General features: G+C 68.4%; 16 protein-coding genes and 1 pseudogene. 10 read left to right on the top strand and 7 right to left on the bottom strand.

What is annotated here, in order from left to right:
- Nucleotides 1-395 precede the first annotated feature (395 nt).
- Nucleotides 396-1,289, bottom strand: a complete 894-nt coding sequence (locus OOZ19_RS01055) for a phosphotransferase enzyme family protein (RefSeq protein WP_266087176.1) — start codon at nucleotides 1,287-1,289, stop codon at nucleotides 396-398.
- Nucleotides 1,290-2,492: 1,203 nt separating this feature from the next.
- Between OOZ19_RS01055 and OOZ19_RS01060 the strand changes: the two genes are divergently transcribed.
- The 3 genes from OOZ19_RS01060 (at nucleotide 2,493) to OOZ19_RS01070 (ending at nucleotide 7,224) form a co-directional block, all read left to right on the top strand.
- Nucleotides 2,493-3,830, top strand: coding sequence for an NsdA family TPR-like regulatory protein (locus OOZ19_RS01060; protein ID WP_266087178.1), 1,338 nt, complete (start codon nucleotides 2,493-2,495; stop codon nucleotides 3,828-3,830).
- A complete protein-coding gene (locus OOZ19_RS01065; RefSeq protein ID WP_266087179.1) occupies nucleotides 3,827-4,708 on the top strand; it encodes a phosphotransferase enzyme family protein in 882 nt (293 codons plus the stop codon). Before OOZ19_RS01060 ends, OOZ19_RS01065 begins: the two co-directional genes overlap by 4 nt.
- 461 nt (nucleotides 4,709-5,169) lie before the next feature.
- Nucleotides 5,170-7,224 carry a tetratricopeptide repeat protein gene (locus tag OOZ19_RS01070; protein WP_266087181.1) on the top strand — a complete coding sequence of 685 codons (2,055 nt, stop codon included), beginning with the start codon at nucleotides 5,170-5,172 and terminating at the stop codon, nucleotides 7,222-7,224.
- A gap of 391 nt (nucleotides 7,225-7,615) precedes the next feature.
- On the opposite strand, the gene OOZ19_RS01075 is transcribed toward OOZ19_RS01070, so the two are convergent.
- Entirely contained in the window at nucleotides 7,616-7,882 is a 267-nt protein-coding gene (locus tag OOZ19_RS01075) for a DUF1883 domain-containing protein (RefSeq protein ID WP_266087183.1), read from the bottom strand.
- A gap of 415 nt (nucleotides 7,883-8,297) precedes the next feature.
- Nucleotides 8,298-8,399: pseudogene (locus tag OOZ19_RS01080) on the bottom strand (tyrosine-type recombinase/integrase); the annotation flags it as partial.
- Between the two features lie 381 nt (nucleotides 8,400-8,780).
- On the opposite strand from OOZ19_RS01080, the gene OOZ19_RS30235 reads away from it, so the two are divergent.
- The gene (locus OOZ19_RS30235; protein WP_507028799.1) at nucleotides 8,781-9,152 is read left to right on the top strand and encodes a DUF7144 family membrane protein; all 372 of its coding nucleotides are present in this window, start codon (nucleotides 8,781-8,783) and stop codon (nucleotides 9,150-9,152) included.
- A 318-nt stretch (nucleotides 9,153-9,470) separates the two neighbouring features.
- Nucleotides 9,471-10,574, top strand: a complete 1,104-nt coding sequence (locus OOZ19_RS01085; protein ID WP_323055072.1) for an AI-2E family transporter — start codon at nucleotides 9,471-9,473, stop codon at nucleotides 10,572-10,574.
- Between the two features lie 186 nt (nucleotides 10,575-10,760).
- Here OOZ19_RS01085 and OOZ19_RS01090 read toward each other — a convergent pair whose 3' ends face one another.
- The 3 genes from OOZ19_RS01090 to yczE form a co-directional block, all read right to left on the bottom strand.
- The gene (locus OOZ19_RS01090; protein WP_266087185.1) at nucleotides 10,761-10,982 is read right to left on the bottom strand and encodes a DUF8847 domain-containing protein; all 222 of its coding nucleotides are present in this window, start codon (nucleotides 10,980-10,982) and stop codon (nucleotides 10,761-10,763) included.
- 312 nt (nucleotides 10,983-11,294) lie between these two features.
- The gene (locus tag OOZ19_RS01095) at nucleotides 11,295-12,134 is read right to left on the bottom strand and encodes a protein phosphatase 2C domain-containing protein (RefSeq protein WP_266087187.1); all 840 of its coding nucleotides are present in this window, start codon (nucleotides 12,132-12,134) and stop codon (nucleotides 11,295-11,297) included.
- Between the two features lie 7 nt (nucleotides 12,135-12,141).
- Nucleotides 12,142-12,777 carry a membrane protein YczE gene (yczE, locus tag OOZ19_RS01100; RefSeq protein ID WP_266087189.1) on the bottom strand — a complete coding sequence of 212 codons (636 nt, stop codon included), beginning with the start codon at nucleotides 12,775-12,777 and terminating at the stop codon, nucleotides 12,142-12,144.
- A 61-nt stretch (nucleotides 12,778-12,838) separates the two neighbouring features.
- Here yczE and yczR point away from each other — a divergent pair, with 61 nt between their 5' ends.
- The gene (gene yczR / locus OOZ19_RS01105) at nucleotides 12,839-14,275 is read left to right on the top strand and encodes a MocR-like transcription factor YczR (RefSeq protein WP_266087191.1); all 1,437 of its coding nucleotides are present in this window, start codon (nucleotides 12,839-12,841) and stop codon (nucleotides 14,273-14,275) included.
- Nucleotides 14,276-14,522: 247 nt separating this feature from the next.
- On the opposite strand, the gene OOZ19_RS01110 is transcribed toward yczR, so the two are convergent.
- Nucleotides 14,523-15,449 carry a hypothetical protein gene (locus OOZ19_RS01110; RefSeq protein ID WP_266087193.1) on the bottom strand — a complete coding sequence of 309 codons (927 nt, stop codon included), beginning with the start codon at nucleotides 15,447-15,449 and terminating at the stop codon, nucleotides 14,523-14,525.
- Between the two features lie 239 nt (nucleotides 15,450-15,688).
- Here OOZ19_RS01110 and OOZ19_RS01115 point away from each other — a divergent pair, with 239 nt between their 5' ends.
- The 4 genes from OOZ19_RS01115 (at nucleotide 15,689) to OOZ19_RS01130 (ending at nucleotide 20,577) form a co-directional block, all read left to right on the top strand.
- Nucleotides 15,689-16,804 carry a S8 family peptidase gene (locus OOZ19_RS01115; protein WP_266087195.1) on the top strand — a complete coding sequence of 372 codons (1,116 nt, stop codon included), beginning with the start codon at nucleotides 15,689-15,691 and terminating at the stop codon, nucleotides 16,802-16,804.
- A 73-nt stretch (nucleotides 16,805-16,877) separates the two neighbouring features.
- A complete protein-coding gene (locus OOZ19_RS01120) occupies nucleotides 16,878-17,471 on the top strand; it encodes an RNA polymerase sigma factor (protein ID WP_266087197.1) in 594 nt (197 codons plus the stop codon).
- Entirely contained in the window at nucleotides 17,468-17,956 is a 489-nt protein-coding gene (locus OOZ19_RS01125) for a hypothetical protein (RefSeq protein WP_266087199.1), read from the top strand. Before OOZ19_RS01120 ends, OOZ19_RS01125 begins: the two co-directional genes overlap by 4 nt.
- Nucleotides 17,953-20,577 (top strand): CHAT domain-containing protein, encoded by a 2,625-nt coding sequence (locus OOZ19_RS01130; protein ID WP_266087201.1) that lies wholly within the window; start codon nucleotides 17,953-17,955, stop codon nucleotides 20,575-20,577. Before OOZ19_RS01125 ends, OOZ19_RS01130 begins: the two co-directional genes overlap by 4 nt.
- Nucleotides 20,578-20,657: the final 80 nt, after the last annotated feature.

Consider the following 20,657-nt stretch of genomic DNA (forward strand, 5'->3'; position numbering starts at 1 on the left):
GTTGTGATCACGACGCCCAGTTTTTTGCGTTCGCACTGCATGAGGGCTGTGACTGGAGTACCTTGACGGCGCTCCGTAGATTGCTCTGGCCTCTCTGCGGGCCGCCGGCGAGGAGCTAAGCGTCGTGAGTGAGAAGGCCGCCCCACCAGTTCGATCTGCTCGTCGCCGACCGATGATACGTTTACGACATCTACCGTTGCGCCTGAAATCTGGGTCATCCGGCTGTTCGTTAGGTGGAACAGCAATCAGCGACGCAGGTCGTCGAACAAACCTTGCTTATGCTTTAGTTTCGGATTCTAGACGCTCGATGGGAACGCACACCGACATGCATCGTGGGGTTCCTCGGTGCCAGCCCCTGCTGGGCCTGATTGTCCAAGCTAGCCCGTTCGGAGCCCTTAGAAGGTGGTCCATCGGCGCGGAAGGGCACCGTTTTGCAGGTCTGCGATACGCCTGTAGATCTCGTCATCGACTGCATGGGACTGCCCTAGCTGCTGGGTGAGCCAGGTTGTCATGTTGAGTTCGCGGATGGCTCGGATTACGGGATATCCGGTCCATTGCAGTGGATCGAAGCCATAGGTGTTGGTGTAGGCGGCGTAATCCTGGTCGCTGACCCAGCCCATGGCTTGGTAGCGGACGGCTTCGACGCAGACGTCCCATTCGCGCGGTCCCCAGCAGAAGTCTTCGAGGTCGATGACCCGGACGGTGCTGTCTTGGTCCCGCATGAGGTTGCCCTTGTGGTAGTCGCCGTGGACCGGGCCGAAGCCGAGTTCGAAGGTCAGGTCGGCGAACTGCTCGCCGAGTTCCTTCTTGCGGTTGCTGAGGAAGGCCCGGTCGTCCTCGGGCAGGGATGAGCCGATGTTCTGGAGTCGGCTCTCCACCTTCGGCATGGGCTCGAAGAACGGCAGCGAGAGGTCCGAGGGCTCGGGGATGGAGTGCAGCCGCCGCAGCACGTCGCCCAGCTCGCCGGAGCTGATCGGCTGCTCGCTCTCCTCTATGAACTCCCAGAAGGTCACCACCAAGTCGCCGACGGGGACGAACTCGCGATCGACCGGGGCGAGTCGGACGGCGGGGAACTGGTGGGAGGCGAGCCAACTCGCGATCCGTGTTTCCTTGTGGCCGGCGGGGACGGAGCGGCCGACCCTGGCGATGATCGGAGCAGCGGCGAGCCGGAACATGGCGTTCTCGCCCATACGGACCAGCTCAGCGCCGCGCGGGTCGACTCCGGCCGCTTCGCTGGCGGTCTCCAGGACTTGGCGGGTGGTCTGCGGCGTGAACGTCGCGTTCTCCATCAAGCGCTGCTCCTCTTCGGCTCGCTTCAGGCTACGGGGAGTCCGGGCGGCTGCCTATGCGGCGCCCGGACCGGGTGGGTGGGTGGAAACCGGTCGGCGGTGCGGTATCGGGGCCTGCACCGCCGACCGGCGTTCGGGATGCTGAGGCGGCTGTGGTAGGCCGTGCTCTCAGCTGGGGGGAAGTGCTCAGGCAGCTAACCGATGCTCTTGCTGAGGTCTGCTGCGGTGGTCCGAAGCGTCGAAGTCGGTTGCTGGCCAGGACGGGTCCAAGCGGAGTGCCCGGTTCAGCTCAACGTTGCGCGCGGTCGCCGCGTCCGGAGGCTCGATCTCCGCTGTGACCTCGGGCTCTGGTGATGGTGAGAGTCGGGAGCCGAGGCGTCCGAATTCGACTTCCAGCGCCGCGAGGCACGCAGCGCACGACTCGCGCCCCACCTCTAACGGGGGCAGGACACTGCGGCGGCCGTGTACCTTTCCCGGCACGATGTGGCCGCACACGGCTATCGGCTTGGCGCCGTGCCACTCCCAACGGGCGGCGGCGTGCCATTCCGATTCCGCGGTGCTCGCGATCCAGATCAGCGGGGTGTCCATCAGCGGACTCCGCGCCGCGAAGAGGCCGGTTTCTGAGGGGCTTCGGGAGGCCACGCGAGCGTTCCGAGCCCGATTGCCAGCAAGAGCAGCAGCACGACGGCGGCCGTCATCGCGGATCGCTCCCCTCAACGGGGAGCACTCCCGATTGGAGCGCGGGGGAGAGGCCCGCTGCCGCTGTGGCAGCACGTCCCGTGCAAGGAAGGCACGGCATCCCGCAGCGCTCGACCTGCTCGACGTCGCCGAGCACGAACTCCCGGTGGCACAACGACCAGACCGAGTCCTGATCGGCGAACACGGCAAGGTGGACGACTCGCTGGGACTCGCCGACGACTCCGCGCAGATACCGGAACCTGTAGCTGACCGGCTGAAACGTGTTCTCCGGTCTCGCGTCGGTGGACCGGTGTTCTTCGAATGACATGGACCGACTACCTCCCCTGCATCGGGCGAGAGCCGCACGACGCGGCGTCACTGCTCGCGCTGTGTCCACAGTGGCTCTGAAGGTGCGCGGTCCGGGACGTCGGATAACCGGGCTGTCAAGGGGAGCGCCCGGGGAGGATTGAGGGAGGTTCGGGCTTGGTGATCGCGGTTACTGTTTGGAGGTGCGAGCCTCCAACCGTGGATGAGGGGTCGGCCATGCCCGAGGCCAATGAACCGCTGCGTCGCGCTCGGGAGCGCGTCCAGTCGCCGAACGCGTCCGGAGAATCGTTGACGCGCCAAGAACTCGCCGAGCTCGTCAACGCGTGGATCTACGAGAACATCGGCGCCACGAACGTCGCGGAGATCGACGCCAACTACATCGGCAAGCTGGAACAGGGCAAGATCCGCTGGCCGCAAGACGAGAATCGCCGGGCCGCGCTGCGCGCCGTGCTGGGTGTTGAGACCGACAGCGAGTTGGGATTCCGTCGCCCCCGGCGGGAGCCTCCCCGAGAAGCGGGCGTGAACCGGCAGACGTTCTTGCGGACCGTCGGAGTCGGCGCGGCGGTCGGCGGTGCGCACGTCATTGACATGTTCGCCTTCAGCGAGCCGACTCCGGTTCCGTCGGTGGTGGGGACGGCAGAGGTCGCCGAGGTGCGGGCGGCAGCGCAGACCTTCGGCACCTGGGATGCCCGCTACGGCGGTGGATTCGTCCGTGAAGCGGTGATGGCACAACTGCGGTTCGCGGTGCAGCTGCTCAACGCCCGAGGTTCCGAGCGGACGCGGGGCGAGCTGTTGTCCGCGGTGGGCTATCTCGGGCACGTCACCGGGTTCATGGCGTTCGACGCCTACGCCCATGACGATGCGCGCCGGATGTTCCGGTTCGCGCTCTCATGTGCGGAAGAGGCAGGTGACTGGCCCCTGCGAGCCAAGATCCTCTCGTCAATGGCCCGACAAGCGATCTGGTGCGGCGATCCGGACTCGGGCCTGACCTTCGCGGAGATGGCTTTGGTCCGGTCCGACCGGCTCACAGGCACCGAGCAGGCGATGTTGCACACCGCCCGTGCCCGAGCACTCGGCAAGCTTCGCCGCTCGCAGGACACGGTGATGGCGGTCGGCAACGCGGACGACGCATTCGCCCGCGCCGAACCGTCGAACGATCCGCCGTGGATGGCGTACTACGACGGAGCCCAACACGCGGGGGATACGGGACACGCTTTGTGGGAGCTGGCCATCCAGGGACGTTTCGTCACTGACGCAACTACTCGGCTGGAGACGGCAGTCCGGCGACACGGAGAAGGCGCGGCCCGTTCACGCGCGATCAGTCAGACCAAGCTCGCTTCCCTCGTCATGGTCACCGGCGACCCGCTCGAAGCGGCCACCGTTGGAGGCGGGGCATTGGAAGCGGCTACCCCGCTGAAGTCCCACCGGGCCGCCGACGACCTCCGGGCGCTGAGCGGGTACGCGCGTGCTCACCAGGACATCGGAGAGGTCACCGCGTTGCGCGGCCGGATCGAGGCGGCGGTCGCGACCGTATGAGCACCGAGACCGCTGCCGTGCTTCGTCGGGCGTGCGAGCAGGTCGGCTTGGACCACACGGCCGCAGAGCTCATCAGGGCAGGGGAGAACGATCTCTACCGACTGCCCGGTGGCGTGGTCGCTCGCATCTCCCAGCCCGGCCAGGTCTCCGCGGCGGCTAAGGAACTACGGGTGACTCGATGGCTGGCCGGCACCCAGGTTCCAGCGGTGCGCCCGTGGGAAGTGCAGGACAAGCCGGTTGTGGTGGGAGAGCGGGCGGTGACGTTCTGGCACGAGCTCCCGCCGCACGAGCAAGGCAGTACGACGGACGTAGCCGGGCTGCTGCGCGAACTCCACAGCCTCGACCCGCCGGACGGGATGGAGCTGCCGGAACTGGCGCCATTCGTACGCGTGGCCGAACGCATCGACGGCGCCGCCTGGCTCGAACCCCAGGACCGGGACTGGCTGCGCAAGCGTCTGGCCGAACTCCAAGATGCCTACCGAGAGTTGCCCGCAGGTATCCCGTGGCGCCTGGTCCATGGCGATGCCTGGCGCGGCAACGTCGCCGCAACCACAACCGGCCCGGTCCTGATGGACTTCGAGCGCTGCTCCTACGGCCCACCGGAATGGGACCTCGTCTCCACCGCCATCGCCCACGTCACCACCGGCTGGCTCACCACCGAACAGTGGACCGACTACTGCCGCACCTACGGCTACGACGTCACCACCTGGGAAGGCTTCGAAGTCCTCCGCGGTATTCGAGAGCTCCGCATGACCACCACGGCGGCCCAGATAGCCGGAACAGATCCTTCAGCGCGTGGTCAACTCGACCGCCGATTGGACTGCCTTCAGGGAAGGAACGGCTCCCGCCCATGGGATGGGTGGCGTGTCGTGCCTTGAGCAAGTATCTCGCTTGTCGGGCACCGAACGAGGTAGGCTAAGCAACGGCCCGGCCGATACTGTAAGAGTCGCCCCCTCCGGAAGCACTTTCCAGGTCGAGATCGCATCGATAATTTCGCAGAACTGCCCCCGCGAGCGTACTTCTGCGGGACAATCTGAGCATGTACGTACCGTGGCGCCGAATATTGCTGCTAGCTGGCATCGCGACAGCTGCGATTTCGGGTTTCCTAGTGAGTAGGCCAGGTTGGTTCTTAGCGGATAGCAGTCCTGTCCGCAATGTACTTGAGGCCGCAAGCTGGCTCGCCGCGATCGGAAGTTTAGCTGGCCCAGTCGGCGCTGGCGCATGGCGATGGTTGCGCCGAAGCGAGAAGTCCGACTTTCCCGTTCTCCACGCGACGGGAAATGAGCTGGTAGACCACGCCCTTTTTTTGATCGATGGGCGATTTCCGAAGGTTTGCGATGTGAAGCTTCTCGACCTCCGGGTTAAGCCCGCGATGGATACCGAAACAGACGCCGATCTTCCATCATTCGTTGAGCGCGACCGAGATCAAGACTTGGAATGGTCTATTGCGCAAGGGGGAATTGTATTGCTGCATGGCCGCGCAGCGTCTGGAAAGACTAGAGTAGCAGCAGAAGCCATCCATCGTCTCCGGCCACACCATGATCTGGTAGTGCCGCGTGACGGAGTAGCGCTGCGAAATTTGGTCGATTCTGGAATTGATTTATCAACATCGGTTGTGTGGCTAGACGACCTGGAGCGATTCCTTGCGCCGGGCGGACTTGATGTAGCGCTACTGCATCGCCTTTCTGCTCAAGGGGTCGGGGCTTCCATTGTTGCAACGATGCGTGACGATGTTCTTGCTCATTATAACGATGCATACATTGATAGATCGGTCACTGAAAATGCTTTGGTGTACGATGCGGTAGAGCTGATCCAGGGTATTCGAGGTAGGTGGCGAATACGTATTGATCGGCACCTTAGCGAGAATGAACGAGCCAAGGCAAAAAAGATTCCTGATCATCGCGTTCAGGCTGCTCTGAAATCCGACGACGGTTTTGCTGAGTATCTTGTAGCAGGACGCGCTATGCTTGGCCGATGGTCAACCGGCGATGGCGCACTCTTTCAAGTCGGTCAAGCCGTGATCAGCGCTGCCGTCGACTGTCGGCGTGCTGGCTACCACAAGCCTGTTCCGTCTACCGTTTTGAGGGAACTACACGTCCACTACCTCGGTTCGGGATGGCGCCAGCGAGCTGATATTCCAAGTTTCCGGGAGGGGCTTAAGTGGTCGACTAAAATCGTGCTCGGTGCCAACTCGTGTCTGCAGCCCCAGCCCGACGACACTTTCCTGGCAGCCGACTATTTGGTTGATAGTGTTGATGACGCCGAGAGTCCAATAGCTAGGTGTGAAGTTGTCGGGAAAGTATGGGACGTCGTCCTTGCGCTGTGTGAGGAATCTGAAGCAGTCTACATCGGACTCGCTGCGCAACAGTCAAAGAACAGCGAGGCAGCTAGCCAGGCGTTCCATAAGGGTGCTGGTATTGGCGATACTCACGCGATGAACCATCTAGCGGAACTTTCAAACCAGAGGGGTGATGTAGAGCAGGCCGAAAAATGGTGGGGTGAAGCTGCTAATGCAGGGAATGAAACAGCTATGCACTACCTTGGCGAGCTCCTTCTTGTGCGCGGCGAATATGCCGAGTCTGAATTCTGGCTTCGCAAGGTTGTTAAGAGTGACCTCGGCCCCTCCATGATTGAGTCTTTCTTGCAGCTCGCTGACCTATTCATCAAAAATGGTCAGGATCCTAAATCCGTGGAAAAGTGGCGCAAAGACAAGGTAGCAAATTATCGAAATCCGATGTATAGCCTAGGCAGCGTACTTTTCCAGCGTGGGAAGATTGATGAATCCTTGTACTGGTACGCCATAGCGGCCGAGGCCGGATATCGAGAAGCTATGTACGATCTCGGGGTCTTGCTCTTTGAGCGTGGCGAAAATATCCAAGCTGAGTATTGGTGGAGTAAAGCTGCCGAAGTCGGTTCGCGGGAAGCCATGTATGAAATCGGCCTAATCGCTGATCAGGGTGGCGATAAGGATAGTGCTGAGGAATTATGGCGTGAATCGGCCGCCGGCGGGGTTGAAAAATCTATGCAGAACTTGGGTGTTTTGCTGATCCAGCGAGGAGAATACGGAGAGGCGGAGATCTGGTGCAGGAAGGCGGCGGAGGGAAATGATGAGGAGGCTATGATAAACGGCATGCTATCACTAGGTGGCCTCCTTGCCATTCGTGGCGCGATGGAAGAAGCTGAGTTTTGGTTGCGCAAAGCCATTGAGGCAGGCTCCAGGGAAGCTGGATTCAATCTCGGCGTTTTGGCTTACCGGCGCGGTGACAAGACTGAAGCTGAGGAGTTGTGGAATAAGGCCGCAAAAGATGGGAGCCTCGATGCTGCGAAAGGTTTAGCTGAATTGGTTGCTGAGCGAGACTGTTTGGCCGAGTCCGAAACCTGGAATAGCGCGTAGACAAGAGGATTTGAGGACGATACAAGTATAGAAAGCTGAAAATCCGTGGCGGTGATCAGTGTCGGTGAAGAACTTCTGGGGCGCGGTGCCATCGAGACTCAGCAGGCAGGTTCAAAATGTGCTGCGCCAAATCTGTGCTAAGTCACATGTATATTGTTGCTGGTCAGGATCACGTTGCGGGATCTATAGATTAGCCAACGCCTGGCCGATGCCCCAACCGGTCCACAGGGTGCCGCTCGAAGCGGCCGTCCTTCTGTAGCATCCGGCTGCCGGCGAAGGCACGTCGACAATGGCAATGTTTTCGTTGTCTGGGCCAGGTGATCGAGCACCGGGGCGCAGCCCATCCCGATAGCGGTGTACCCGCGCGCGCCGTACGGAAAATCCGTTCTAGTCAGCCGGGGATCGTGGTGACCTGACGGACCTTGATCCGCCCTTCATAGCCATCGACGACGAGGTACCAGTGGCCGTCGTAAGGCACTTCGAGGACGACCGGGCTGGTCTGCCAGACACCGCCGTAGTAGGTGTACTCGTCGTCATCCAGGTAGTCCTTATAGTTGTCGGCGTCGAGGAGGCGGACGAAGGCTTCGACGCCGCGCAGCTCTACTTCCACGTCGGTGCCAGCGGTGCAGAGTCCGAGATCCCACCAGAGGTGTTCCATGCGTCACTTCATAGCGGGTCATGTGGGCCTTGTGTTGGGGGCACCGTTCGTTTGAGGCTCGCCGCGTCTTCGTTGGTCTCAGTCTTGGTCTCATTCGTAAGCGTTCAGGGTGATTCAGCTGAGTGCGCGCAGTCTCCTGACCAGCGCCTACGTACGCGCTGAACACCTCCGGATGGAAGGTCGCCGACCTGAAAAGCGGAAGGTCGGCGGTTCGACCCCGCCCCTGGCCACCGCTCTTGAGCTGGCACAAGCAAGCCCCACCGGTTTCCGGTGGGGCTTCTTGGTTTTCTTGGGGGTCTCAGTCGCGGCCCCAGAAGAAGCCGTTGAGCTGTTGGGCGACGTCCCGGCCGGATCCGTGCAGGTAGCGCTTCTTCATCGTCGGCGTCGACCAGCCCATCAGATCCATCACGGTCCGGTCCGAGACTCGGAAGACGAGGAGCGTGGTCGCGGCGGTGTGACGCGCGTCGGGCAGCCGGGCTTCCCGTACCCCGGCTTCGGTCAGCAGCTCCTTCCACTCGTCGAGGTCGCGCCGGGGGTCGAGTGGCTTGCCGTTGGGCTGAGCGAAGACGAACCCGCCTTCGTGTCACTCGCTCCCGGCTGGCTCGCGTTCGGCCTGCTGCTGCCCTCGTGCCGCAAGAGCATGTCGAACGGTTCGTCAGGCACGTTCGGGCAAGTGGCCGCAGGAGTGGGCAGGCCGTTCGGCTGGGACTTCTGGCACTGGTCACTTTCGTCGACCAAGCGCACGTTGGCCGTGCGCGGTTCCTCGATGGAGACGGACCGTCAGGAACAATTGGAGATATCGATGACCGAATCGCAGGCACGGACCGCGGAGGGCCGCGGGCCCATACCCAAGCCGCGCTCGCAGCACGGCAGGGCGATGGAGAACTCGGGCGTCGGGATGGACTGGGTGCGCTTCGGCGGCGTGATGATGGCGGTGCTCGGCGGGTTCAGCGTGATCGAAGGCTTGGCCGCGCTGCTCACCCCCACTTACTTCGTCACCGTCGGAGGTACAGTCCTGGCTCTCAACCTCACCACGTGGGGATTTCTGCACATCATCATCGGAGCTCTCGTGCTGGCGACCGGATTGGCCCTGCTGGGCAATGCCCCGAGCTGGGCGCGCGCCGTCGGGACCGGACTGGTCGCGATCAACATGATCGTGCAGCTTGCCTGGCTTCCGGCCTTCCCGATCTGGTCGATCATTCTGCTCGTGATGGACGTGCTCGTGCTCTACGCACTGATCGCCACTTGGGGTGCGCGGACCGAGCGGTGACGCCTGAGTCGTCGGCCGGCGGCAGCTCGCGAATCCCACATGGCCGCCGGCCCGACTGGTCGACGGCGTGGGGCGGCGCTGCGGGGCGTCCGGTCTGGCCGGGCGCCGCCGGTCCCCGCTGCCAGACGGCCGCACGGCGCCCCGTGGGCGCGACCGACCTGTGCCGCTGAGTCGTGCGACCGGGCTGATTCGAGCAGTAGGGAGCGAACAGCGATGGTTGACAGCGGTGGCCATCCCGGGGGCGGCGGGCAGCAATCGGCAGGGAAACCAACAGGTCCAGGCGAGGCTCCGAGCGGTTCCGCGTTGCCGCGGGGAGTGGTGATCCTGCTGGGGTCGGCCGCGGTGGTGGTCACCGTGGCGGGGATGTATTGGGTGTCGTGGCTGCTCGGACCACTGCTGCTGGCGCTGGTGATCGTGATCGCGGTGTACCCGATCAAGACCTGGCTGGAGGCCAAGGGGTGGCCGACGTCAGCCGCCGTCTTGTCACTGCTCGTGGTCATCTTCGGATCGTTGCTGGCGCTCGCGGCGTTCCTGGCCGCCTCGGTCAGCCAGCTCGGCGCGCTGCTTGCCGAGAACTCGGGGAAGGCCCAGCAGCTGGTGGCCTCGCTGTCCGCCCAGTTGACCAGGCTAGGTATCGATCCCGCCCAGTCCCGGGACACGGCCGGATCAGCGGATCTGAGCAAGTTCGCCGACCAGATCGGCGCCGTGTTCTCCAGCGTCGGCGCGATCCTGAGCGGCCTGGTGTTCATCCTGGCCCTGCTGCTGTTCCTGACCGCGGAGTCCGGCGGCACGGCCCGCAGAATAGGCATGATCTCGAAGGATCGCCCGCACGTGGTCACCGCGCTGGCGGGGTTCGTCCACGGAACCCGCAGCTACCTGATGGTCACCGCGGTGTTCGGGCTGATCGTCGCGGTGCTCGACACCGCCGCGCTGGCGATCATGGGGATTCCGCTGGCCCTGCTGTGGGGCGTGCTCGCCTTCATCACCAACTTCATCCCGAACGTCGGGTTCATCATCGGGCTGCTGCCCCCGGTCCTGCTGGCCCTGCTCACCGGCGGCTGGCAGCTCGCGCTCGCGGTCACGGTCGTCTATTGCGTGCTCAACCTAGTCATCCAGTCGCTGATTCAACCACGGTTCATCGGTGACTCCGTCGGCCTCTCGGCCACCGTGACGTTCCTGGCGTTGCTCTTCTGGGCCTGGATCCTGGGCCCGCTGGGTGCGCTGCTGGCCATCCCGCTCACCCTGCTGGTCAAGGCCGTTCTGGTAGACGCCGATCCCCGCGCTCGATGGGTCGAGGCCCTGCTCGGCGCCGAACCGGCGACTCCCAAGACCAAGAAGGACGAGCAGAGCTCGCGTCGCCGCAGGCACTCCCGCATCGGCCACCGTCCGGAGACCGCCGACGTTGCCACCCCGCCGACGTGAGCGACGCGACGAGCACGCCACGGACGCAGGCGCCCGCCGCCCACCACGGCGCCGGGTGGTCCGAGTTTCCGCTCGCGTGCTGGTCGTTCGCTCGACGAAAGCAGCCCTCGTCGGCTGACGAGGGTGGATTCGGCGTCGGGGTGGTGACAGCCGCCGTTTCGGAGGCGTCTCAGGCGGGGGTGGTGGTCACTGCACGGGGGACTGCTGCATCGAGGGGGTCAGCGTGTACTTGTAGATCCAGACGCCGTGCGGTCGCTGGTGGTCCTTCACGTAGGCGGCCATCGGCTCCTCGCCGTCGCGCGGCACGGGTAGCGGGGACAGCGGCCCGCCCGCGGCGCCGGCGGGCAGGGTGATCTCCCGCCCGTCTTCGGGCCCACCGAACAGTTCGATCCGGGTGTGCAGGTCCACGGGCGATCCCTCCCCATAGTGCGGAGTTGTGAGTACGGCTGTCGGGTTCGACCGCGAGCGGCGGCGGCAGGTTCCCTTGCCCACTCAAACGAGTGAAGCGGAACTCGGTTGCGTAGGAAAACAAATTACACCCGAACGTAGGACGCCCCCGCGCTCAACCGGCCTGGGGGTCACCGGGAGTGCGGGGGCGTGAAGTCCACCCCTGGGGGTCAGGTGGACAGCCTTCAGGTTACTTGGGCGGGATGCGGATTGTCTCTAGCTGCAGAGATCTTTTTTCGCGGGATCGGAGCGGCCCAGGTCCGACCTGTCGCCTCACGTGTCGGCCGAACGCACCAGCGCGAGCGCCTGATCGTCGTGGCGCTTCGGTCGCGGCCAGCGAACCCCGTTCGGATCCGACCGCTCCGCGGCCCGGACTTGACCGAGCACGGCATCCGGCCCGTCCCGCAACGCCACGTCCAGCATCGCGGCCCAATCCGGATAGATCCCGTACTCCTGCACGCCGCAGGACACGCCGTCGGTCATCACCATGACCGACTTGACGTCGCGGCGGGCGAGCCGGAGGCGGGACGCGTGCGCGGCGGCGTCCGGCACCGCCTCGGCCACCCAGAAACCCCCGTCGACGTTGCGCCAGCGCGAGGTGCGGTCCATCGACGTGCCCAGCGCGTCCCGGTGCCCGGCGCCGAATCCTTCGCCTGAGCGGAGCCGGTCGCGGTATCCGGCACCAGGGCGTGAGCGCAGCGAGGCCAGTTGCTCGTCGATCACCGGCCGCATCCCGTCGGCGGTGCTCAGCACGATCGGGCTGTCGGCCAGCACCAAGGCGTCCACGCGCTCGTCGTCCCAGCGCAGCAGGGAGGCCGTGCTGGACGGTGCTGCTCCGGGGCGCAACTCGAAGGTCGCCACCAGCTCCGCGATCGCGTCCGCGAGCACGTCGGCCAGGTCGGCTCCCGGATCCGCCAGCCGGGGCTCCAGCGCTTCCGCGAGCCTGGCCGCGTACCAGCCGCCGCTGCGCGTTCCGGGGTGCAGGGAGGTCGCGCCGTCGAGCACCGCCACCGCGTTCGGCAGCACCAGCACCACGTCCTCGCTCGGGTTCGCCGCCGGGTCCGGCGGGGTCAGTCGATCTCCCGCCCGTTCGGCCACCTCGACATTCGGCATGCCCCGATTATCGGCTGCCGCGCACCGTCACGAGGGGCAGGAACAGCTGGGTGATCGCTCCGATCGACGCCGCGTACAGCACGGTTCCGAGGCCCAGGCTGCCGCCGAGCGCCCAGCCGACCGCCAGCACGCCGATCTCGATCCCGGTTCGCACCAGCCGCACCGACCAGCCGGTCCGCGCGTGCAGGCCGGTCATGAGACCGTCCCGCGGCCCCGGGCCGAGCCGGGCGCCGACGTAGATCGCGGTGGCCAGCCCGTTGAGCACGATCCCGGACACGATCAGCGTCAGCTGCCACGGGAGCCAATGCGCGGGTGGTACCACCCCGAGCACCACGTCCACGGACAGCGCGATGACCACGACGTTCGCCACCGTTCCGATGCCCGGCCGTTGCCGCAGCGGCACCCAGAGCGCGAGCACGATCACGCTGGTCAGCGCGGTGATAGCGCCGAAGCTCCATCCCAGGCGCTGGGTGAGGCCGTCGTGGAGCACGTCCCACGGCGACAGGCCGATCTCCGCGCGGACCATCAACGCCATGCTCGTGCCGTACAGCGCCAGCCCGGCGAACAACTGAGCCAGGCGGGCGGTCGGGCGGACGGTGACGGGTACCGAAGAAAGATCCACCTTGGGTGGTGTTGCAGCCATGCGTCTTTGGTACCGGCAGATTGGCCTTGTTTTCGAGTGCCAATCTGAAACTATTGGACTCATGTCTCGCGTGGTAGGACGAATCGGCGCCCGTGGCATCGCTGAGCTGCTCGGCACTTGGAACTCGGGCCGGGCCACGTCCACCGGCCTGCACCAAGCGGTGCGTCGGCTGGTGCTCGACGGCAGGCTCCCGCCCGGAACCCGGCTGCCCGCGGAACGCGAGTTCGCCGACGCGCTCGGTGTGAGCCGCACGCTCGTCGTGCGAGCGCTCGACCTGCTGCGGGAGGAAGGGTTCGCCGCGAGCAGGCAGGGTTCCGGCTCGTGGGTGCGGCTGCCCGGAGATCGGGCGAACACCGATCCCGGCGGCTGGCAGCCCGCGACCCCGGATCTGATCAACCTCGCGCAGGCCACGCTGCCCGCGCCGCCGGAGCTCACCGAAGCGCTGGACCGGGCGCGCTGCCGGTTCCCGGAACACCTCGGCGGCCACGGCTACCAGGCGTTCGGCCTTCCCGAGCTGCGCGAACGCATCGCGGAGAGCCACACGCGACGCGGGCTGCCGACCTCGCCGCAGCAGATCCTCGTCACCAACGGCGCCCAGCACGGGTTCGCGCTGGTGCTGCGCGCGCTCGTGTCCCCAGGTGAACGGGTGCTGGTCGAGCACCCGACCTATCCGAACCCGTTGCAGGCCATTCGCGGCGTGGGGGCCGACGCGGTCGCGGTGCCGATGTTGGCGCAGGGGTGGGACCTCGACCTGATGGCGGCGACGTTGCAGCAGGCGATGCCGAAGCTGGCTTACCTGATCCCCGACTTCCAGAACCCCACCGGCATCCGGATGACCGCGCAGGACCGGGAACGGCTGGTCGCGGTGTTGCGCCGCACCCGCACCACGGCGGTCGTCGACGAGACCCTGATCGACCTGGACCTGACCGGCCGGACCCCGCCGCCACCGGTGGCGGCGTTCGGCGAGGACCGGGTGATCACGCTCGGGTCCGCGGGGAAGTCCTTCTGGGGCGGGCTGCGGCTCGGGTGGGTCCGGGCCTCGGAAGACCTGGTGCAGCGGTTGCTGCTGGACCGGGCCGCGGTGGACCTGGGCAGTCCCGTCCTGGAGCAGTTGCTGCTCGCCGAGCTGCTGGCCGACCCCGAACCGGTGCTGCGGCGGAGGCGAGCGCACGTGGCCGAGCTGCGGGAGGCGTTGATCGCGGAGCTGGCCGAGCAGCTGCCCGCCTGGACGTTCCGGGTGCCTGACGGCGGCCTGGCGCTGTGGTGCGACCTGGGCGTCCCGGTGAGCAGCAGGCTCGCGGTCGCCGCCGAGCAGCACGGGCTGCGGCTGGTTCCGGGATCCCGCTTCGCGGTGCGGGGAACGATGGAGCGGTACCTGCGGCTCCCGTACACGCTGCCCGCGGATCAGCAGCGCGAGGCGGTGCGGCGGTTGGCGCTGGCGGCATCCGGATTCGACGGTGCGACCGACCCGTGCCCGTGGGACATGTCGATCAGCTGACCCGGACCGCCTTCCGGCACGGCCCCTCGTCGTGCCGGAAGGCGACCTCGGGTGTGGTCCCGGCGTCGCAGGGGCAGCGCGACACCGGGACCGGGGCGCTCGGACGGTGATCAGGACAGGTCAAGGTTCCTGTGCACGCATGCCGAGAGTTGCCCCCGATACCGGTCCTGCCGGGCGCAGTCGGCTGGACCGGAGACTGCGGTGGCGTGTTCGCACGGAGGCCCGCGGGCCGTGCGATTTGTTCGGATCAGTCAGGTGAGGCGGACGGCTCGATCAGCGCGATACCGCGCAGCGCGATCGTTTCGACGTGGCCGCCCGCGGCCCGCACGGGGCCGGGCAGGCAGGGCTGCGTCGGCAGGATGGCGTGCATCCAGCGCAGGCCGTGACCCGGGCCGGTGGGTGCGGCGGTCGCGGTGGCGACGGGTGCCGCCGGTGGGCAGATCGGCGGCACCGGCTGCGGGGTCGACGTGGGCGGATGCCCGCGGTCGCCGCGCGCGTGGTTCGCCGGTGAGCCGCGGTCCTGGGTGGCGTGGTCGGTTCCGGTGCCTTCGGCGAAGTGCTGGGATTCCGCTGCGGCCGGCGCCGCCGCGGGCGCCGACTGGGGCACGGGCTCGGAGAGGTGCGGTGCGGTCGGGTGCGGAGCTTCGGCGTGCTCGGAACGCCGTGGGGCGTCGAGCGCGGTGTCCGGGAGCCGCTCGGCCGGGCGTGGTGCGTCGGCGTCGGGTTCGGTGAGCGAGGACTCGACGGGACCGGGGACCTCGGGGTCGCCGACCGGGCCGAGCCGGGAGTGGACGTCGGAAGCGATGCCGCCGACGAGTTCGGCTACCTCGATCGGTCGTCCGGTGGCGTTCGCGGCGGGCGATTCGTCGTGGAGGGGCGCGGTGTCCGTCTCCGCGGCGGTGACCGCAGCGCTGCCGGCTTCCGCGGCGGCGGATTCCGGCTGGGGCGTCTCGATGGCAGCGCCGGGTTCCGGTTCCCCGGCGTCCACGGCCGGTGCCGTGACGGCGACCGCCAGGACCGTCGCGAGGTGCGTCTGCGGTGCGCTCGGTGCCGCCGTGGCGAGACCGGCTCCCAGCAGCCAGGCGCCGCCGGTGAGCCCGGCGACGGCGAGGCTCCGCGCGGTCCACGCGCGCAGGAGCGACCAGTGTCTGCGCTGCGCGCAGCTACCGGTCACCCTCACCACCGCCTGTCGGTCGGATCGCGCCGAGCACGAGGGATCAATGGTCCCTCCGCCATAGGATGGGTGGCAGCCCTTCTCGGTATCAACCACCCGGATAGGCGGTGTCTTACCACCGGTTGCGGCGAATGTCCCTGGCTCGGTGCCACTGGCATGCCATCGGATTTCACCCGACAGCATGCCCCAAGTGGACGATCATAGTGACTGATCGCACAGTGTCCCGTGTGGATCCAACGGTGGGGACCAGCGTGACGCTCGCGGAGCTCGGTGCGCACTGGGCCCGCTACGGGCACGACCTGCAGGTGCACGATCCTGGTGGCCCGGGGGAATGCCTGGTCCGCCGGGGTGAGCTCATCGCCCCGCGCGGCTCGTTGGATCCGGCGCTGTCCCGGTTCCGGCGCTGGGTGGACCGCGTCGAGCACGACGACGAACTGCAGCTGGCCCGCGTCCGGCTGCGGACCTCCGAGCGGGACCGCTGCATCGACATCGCGGGCGAGGTGCCGGAGGTCAGCGCCAACCACGTGCACGTCGGTTCGACGACGATGTTCGGCACCCCGGTGATGTTCGGGACCGGTGCTGATCCGGGACCGGCGGCACTCGTGGAGGAACCCGCCCGGCAGCGGTGGGACGTCACCGTCGCGGTGCTCGACACGGGGTGCGATCCACATCCGTGGTTCGCGGCCCGGGACTGGTTCGAAGCGGCGCCGGAGGTGCTCGACGCGGACGACGACAACGATCAGGACCGGCAGGCGGGGCACGGCACCTTCGTCTCGGGCGTGCTGCTGCGGCACGCTCCGGGCGTCACGATCCGGCCGCGCCGGGTGCTGTCCTCGCTGGGGTTCACCGATGACCTGACCGTCGTCGCCGGATTGCGGGCGCTGCGGCGGGAATCCGGTGCGCGAGGCGAACGAGCCGACGTGGTGCTGCTGACCGCCGGATGCCACACCGCGGGCGATCGGTGCCCGCCCGCGCTGCGCGCCGAGCTCGGGTGCTTCGGCGAGTCCGTGGTGGTGGCCGCCGCGGGCAACCACGGTTCGTCCCGCCCGTTCTGGCCCGCGGCGTTGCCGGAGGTGGTGGGTGTCGCGGCGGCGGGGGCGGACGGTGCTCTCGCCGGGTTCTCGAACTCGGGCGGCTGGGTCGACGCGTGCGCGCCGGGGGTGGACGTGGTGAGCAGCCACGTCCGGCTGCTGCCGGGAACCGGTGGTGCCCGGCGGTACGGCTTCGCGCGCTGGAGCGGGACGTCGTTCGCCGCGCCGCAGGTCGCGGCTGGGGTGGCGACCGCCCTCCGGGATGGTCGCGATGTGCGGGAGGCAGCGCGGGCCGCCGTTCGGCGTTACCCGTTCGGGGGTTAATCGGCGCGCGATGAATCTGTTCGGGGTGCTCGCGCCTCTTACTCGTGACCCGATCATGAGGGGAGGGGGCGAGATGCACGCCGTGCACGAGATCTCGGAGCCGGCCGGTGCGCCGGATCTGCTGGAACGCGCCGCGACCGGTGAGGCGGCGGCCTGGCGGGAGCTGGTGGACCGCAACACCGCAGTGGTGTGGGCGGCGGCCAGGGCGTATTCGCCGACGGCGGCCGACGCGGAGGACGTGTGCCAGGTGACCTGGTTGTCGCTGGCTGAGAACCTCGGCAACCTGCGCGATCCACGGGCCTTGCCGGGCTGGCTGGCCACGACCGCGCGGCGGGAGGCGGTGCGGTTGTCGAAGGCCCGGCACCGGGAGTCGCCGGTCGACTGGGACACCGGCATGTTCGACATTCCCGATCACGCCGATGGCCCGGAGGTGAGCGCGTTGCGCTCGGTCGCGGTGTCCCGGATGTGGCAGGCGTTCGCCGGGATGTCCCGGCGCTGCCAGCAGTTGCTGCGCGTGGTGGCGGTGGCCCCGGACGCCAGCTACGCGCAGGTGAGCCAGGCGCTCGGCATGCCGAGGGGCAGCATCGGCCCGAAGAAGGGCCGCTGCCTCGCCGCGTTGCGGGAGCGCTTGGCCACCGGCGGGTACGTCGAGGAGGCCGCGGGATGAGCCCGCGCATGCCCGCCGAGCTGCGCGTGCTGCGCGACCTGTTCCAGCTCTGCGATCCCCCACCGGGGCAGGTCCGCACCGCGGCGTACGCGGCGGCGGGGCTGGCGCGCGGTCGGTCGGACGCGGCGGCGCTGGAGCTGGTCGGCGACTCGGCTGACGCGCCCGCCCCGGTGCGGTCGTCCGCGTCCGGGACGGGTGAGCCGGAGCCGCGGGTGCTGACGTTCCTGATGCCGGGCCGGATCGTGGAGCTGGACCTGGTGCCGATGGTGCAGGGGTTGTTCCGGGCCTCCGGCATGGTGATCAGCCGATCCGGCCAGGGGCGGCCGGAGGGTAACGTGCTGCTGCGTCATCCCGGTGGCGAGTGCGTCGCGGAACTCGACCGGTTCGGCGCGTTCCGCGCGACCGACGTTCCGGCAGGTCCGCTGGGCGTGGTGTTCCGGCAGGTGGGCTCCGCGCCCGCCGTGGCGGATTGGCTGGTCTGTTGAGCGCCGGGGCGGTGCTGGCGCCGGTCGCGGACCCGATCTCGGTCGCCGTGCGCTGGCGGGAGCAGGTGGGCGCCGATCCGGACGGCGCGGTTCGGGCCGCGGAGCACTGGCTCGCGCACGCCGGGGATCGCGAGCTGCGGGTGTTGGCGCGGCACATCTGCGCGCTGGCCGCCGTGGAGCAGGGGCGGTCCGCGGAGGCGCGGCAGCACGTGCGTCTCGCGTTGTCGGCGGCACGGAGCGCGCGGCTCTCGGAGCGGGCCGCGCAGGTGCTGCTGACCTCGGCCTGGATCGAGCTGAACCGGGGCGACCCGGACACCGCGTGGCGGCAGCTGGCGGAGGCGGCGGAGCAGCTCACCGGGCTGGACGCGGTCCGGGCGGAGTGCCTGCGCGGAGTGCTGCTGTGCCACCAGGACCTCCTGGCGGAGGCGGAGGTGGCGCTCTCCGCGGCGTTACCGCGGTTGCTCGAGGAGCGCGACCACCAGTGGGCCGCGAACGCTTACGTCGCACGAGGCTTGGCGCACCTCTACCGCAACGGTCTGAACTCGGCGGAGTCCGACCTCGCCGCGGCGGAGCAGCTGTTCGGTGCCGACGGCCGGGACGGCCGTGCCGCGCTGTGCAGGCACAACCGGGGCTGCGTGGCGTTGCGAGCCGGGGATCTGCCCCGCGCGTTGCGGCTGTTCGACGAGGCGCGGGCGGCGGGGGTCGATCCCGACGAGCACCCGGAGGTCCGCATCGACCGGGCCGAAGCGCTGGCCGAGGCGGGGCTGCACGAGCAGGCCAGGGGCGAACTGCACCGGGCCGCGGACCGGTTGCGGCGACTCGGCAGGGAGGCGCGGCTCGGTGACACCTGGCTGACGCTCGCCGGATGTGCGCTGCGCGCGGGTGCGCCGGAAGCGGCGATCGGTCCGGCGCGGCGCGCGGCCAGGTTGTTCCGCTCGCAGCGGCGGCGCTCGTGGGCCGCGCTGGCGGTCGCCACCGAGTGCCAGGCGAGGCTGCGGGTGGGGCAGGTGTCGCGGTATTCGCTGGCCGCGGCGAAGCGGGCGGGCCACGCGTGCGCGGCGCACGGCTGGACCACGGCCGCCGCCGAGCTGTGGCTCACCGCGGGGCGCGCAGCGACCCGGCTGGGCAGGCGGGTCACGGGGCGCACCTTGCTGGAACTGGCCGCGACCGGACGTGGCCAGGTTCCGGGTTCCACCCGGCAGCTGGCCGTGGGCTGGTTGGGGGAGGCGCTGCTCGCGGCCGACGCGGGCGACGACGGCAGGCTGTTCGACAGCTGCCGCCACGGGCTGCGCGCGGTGGAGACCTACGCGAGCGGGATCGCCGCTTGGGAACCGCGGATCGAGGCGTTCGGCCTCGCCGAGGAGCTCGGTGGGGTCGCGATCGGCGCGGCCCTGCGCTCGGAGGATCCGCGGCTGGTGCTGCGCTGGGTCGAGCGGTACCGGCTCGGGTCGGCGCATCGCCGAGCGGTGCGTCCGCCCGACGATCCCGAGCTGGGCTCGGCCCTGGTCCGGTTGCGCTCGGCGGTGTCCGGCGCGACCGCGGCCGACGGTTCCAGGCTGCGGACCGCGCTGTCCGAGATCGGCGTCCTGGAACGGCAGGTGCGGGATCGGGCGCTGCTGGTCGCCGGCGGCTCGGCGGGCGAGGCGCAGGTGGCCGGAGTCGACGAGGTGCTGAGCGCGTTGGGCGACGACGTGCTGCTCAGCCTGTTCGCGCACGACGGGGAGCTGCACGCGGTCTCCGTCGTCGACGGCCGGCCGCGGCTGCACGACCTCGGGCCCGAGGCGACGGCGGTGCTCGAAACCCAGCGGTTGCGGTACCTGCTGGCGCGGCAGGCCGAGTCGGGTGATGGGCGGGTCGGCGCGGTCTACGCGGGTGGTGCCGCCGAGGCGGCGGCAGCCGTGCAGCGGCAACTGCTGGCTCCGGTGGCCGCGGCGCTGCCTCCGGGGAAGCGACTGGTGGTGGTGCCGACCGGACCGCTGCACGCGGTGCCGTGGGCCGCGTTGCCCGCCTGCCGGGGCCGGGGCGTGACGGTGGCGCCGTCGTTGCGGACCTGGCTGCGCGGCCGGGCGGATGCCGGGCTGGAACGGTCTCCCGGCGAACCGGTGTGGGTGTCCGGTCCAGGGCTGGAACACGCCGAGCGCGAGGTCGCGGCCTTGCACGAGGCAGGAGGCGGGCGCTTGCTGTCGGGGGAGGACGCCCGCGCGGAGCGGGTGCTGGACGCGGTGGACGGAGCCCGGATCGCGCACATCGCCGCGCACGGCCGGTTCCGGGATGACCAGCCGTTGCTGTCGTGCTTGGACCTCGCGGACGGTCCGCTCTACGGGTACGACCTGGACCGGTTGCGACGTGGACCGCGCATCGTGGTGCTCTCGGCGTGCGAAGCGGGGCGTTCGGTGGTCGGCCGCGCCGGCCAGCTCACCGGCCTGGCCGCCACCCTGCTCGGGCGCGGCACGGCGACGGTGATCGCCAGCGTCGTCCCGGTGCCCGACGAGCGCACCGCGGACGTGATGCTCGCGCTGCACTCCCTGCTGCGCAGCGGTGCGCCGCCGGCCGAAGCCCTCGCCACGGCCCAAAGCACCCACGGCGAATCAGGTTTCCTCTGCCTGGGATACGGAGGCTGACCCGACACCCCGAAACGACCGGGGCCGCTCGGCCGATCGTGTCAGCGGCGAAGCCGCTGAGCAGCGACCCTCGACACCGG

The sequence above is a fragment of the Saccharopolyspora sp. NFXS83 genome (assembly GCF_026241095.1).
Classification (GTDB): domain Bacteria; phylum Actinomycetota; class Actinomycetes; order Mycobacteriales; family Pseudonocardiaceae; genus Saccharopolyspora_C.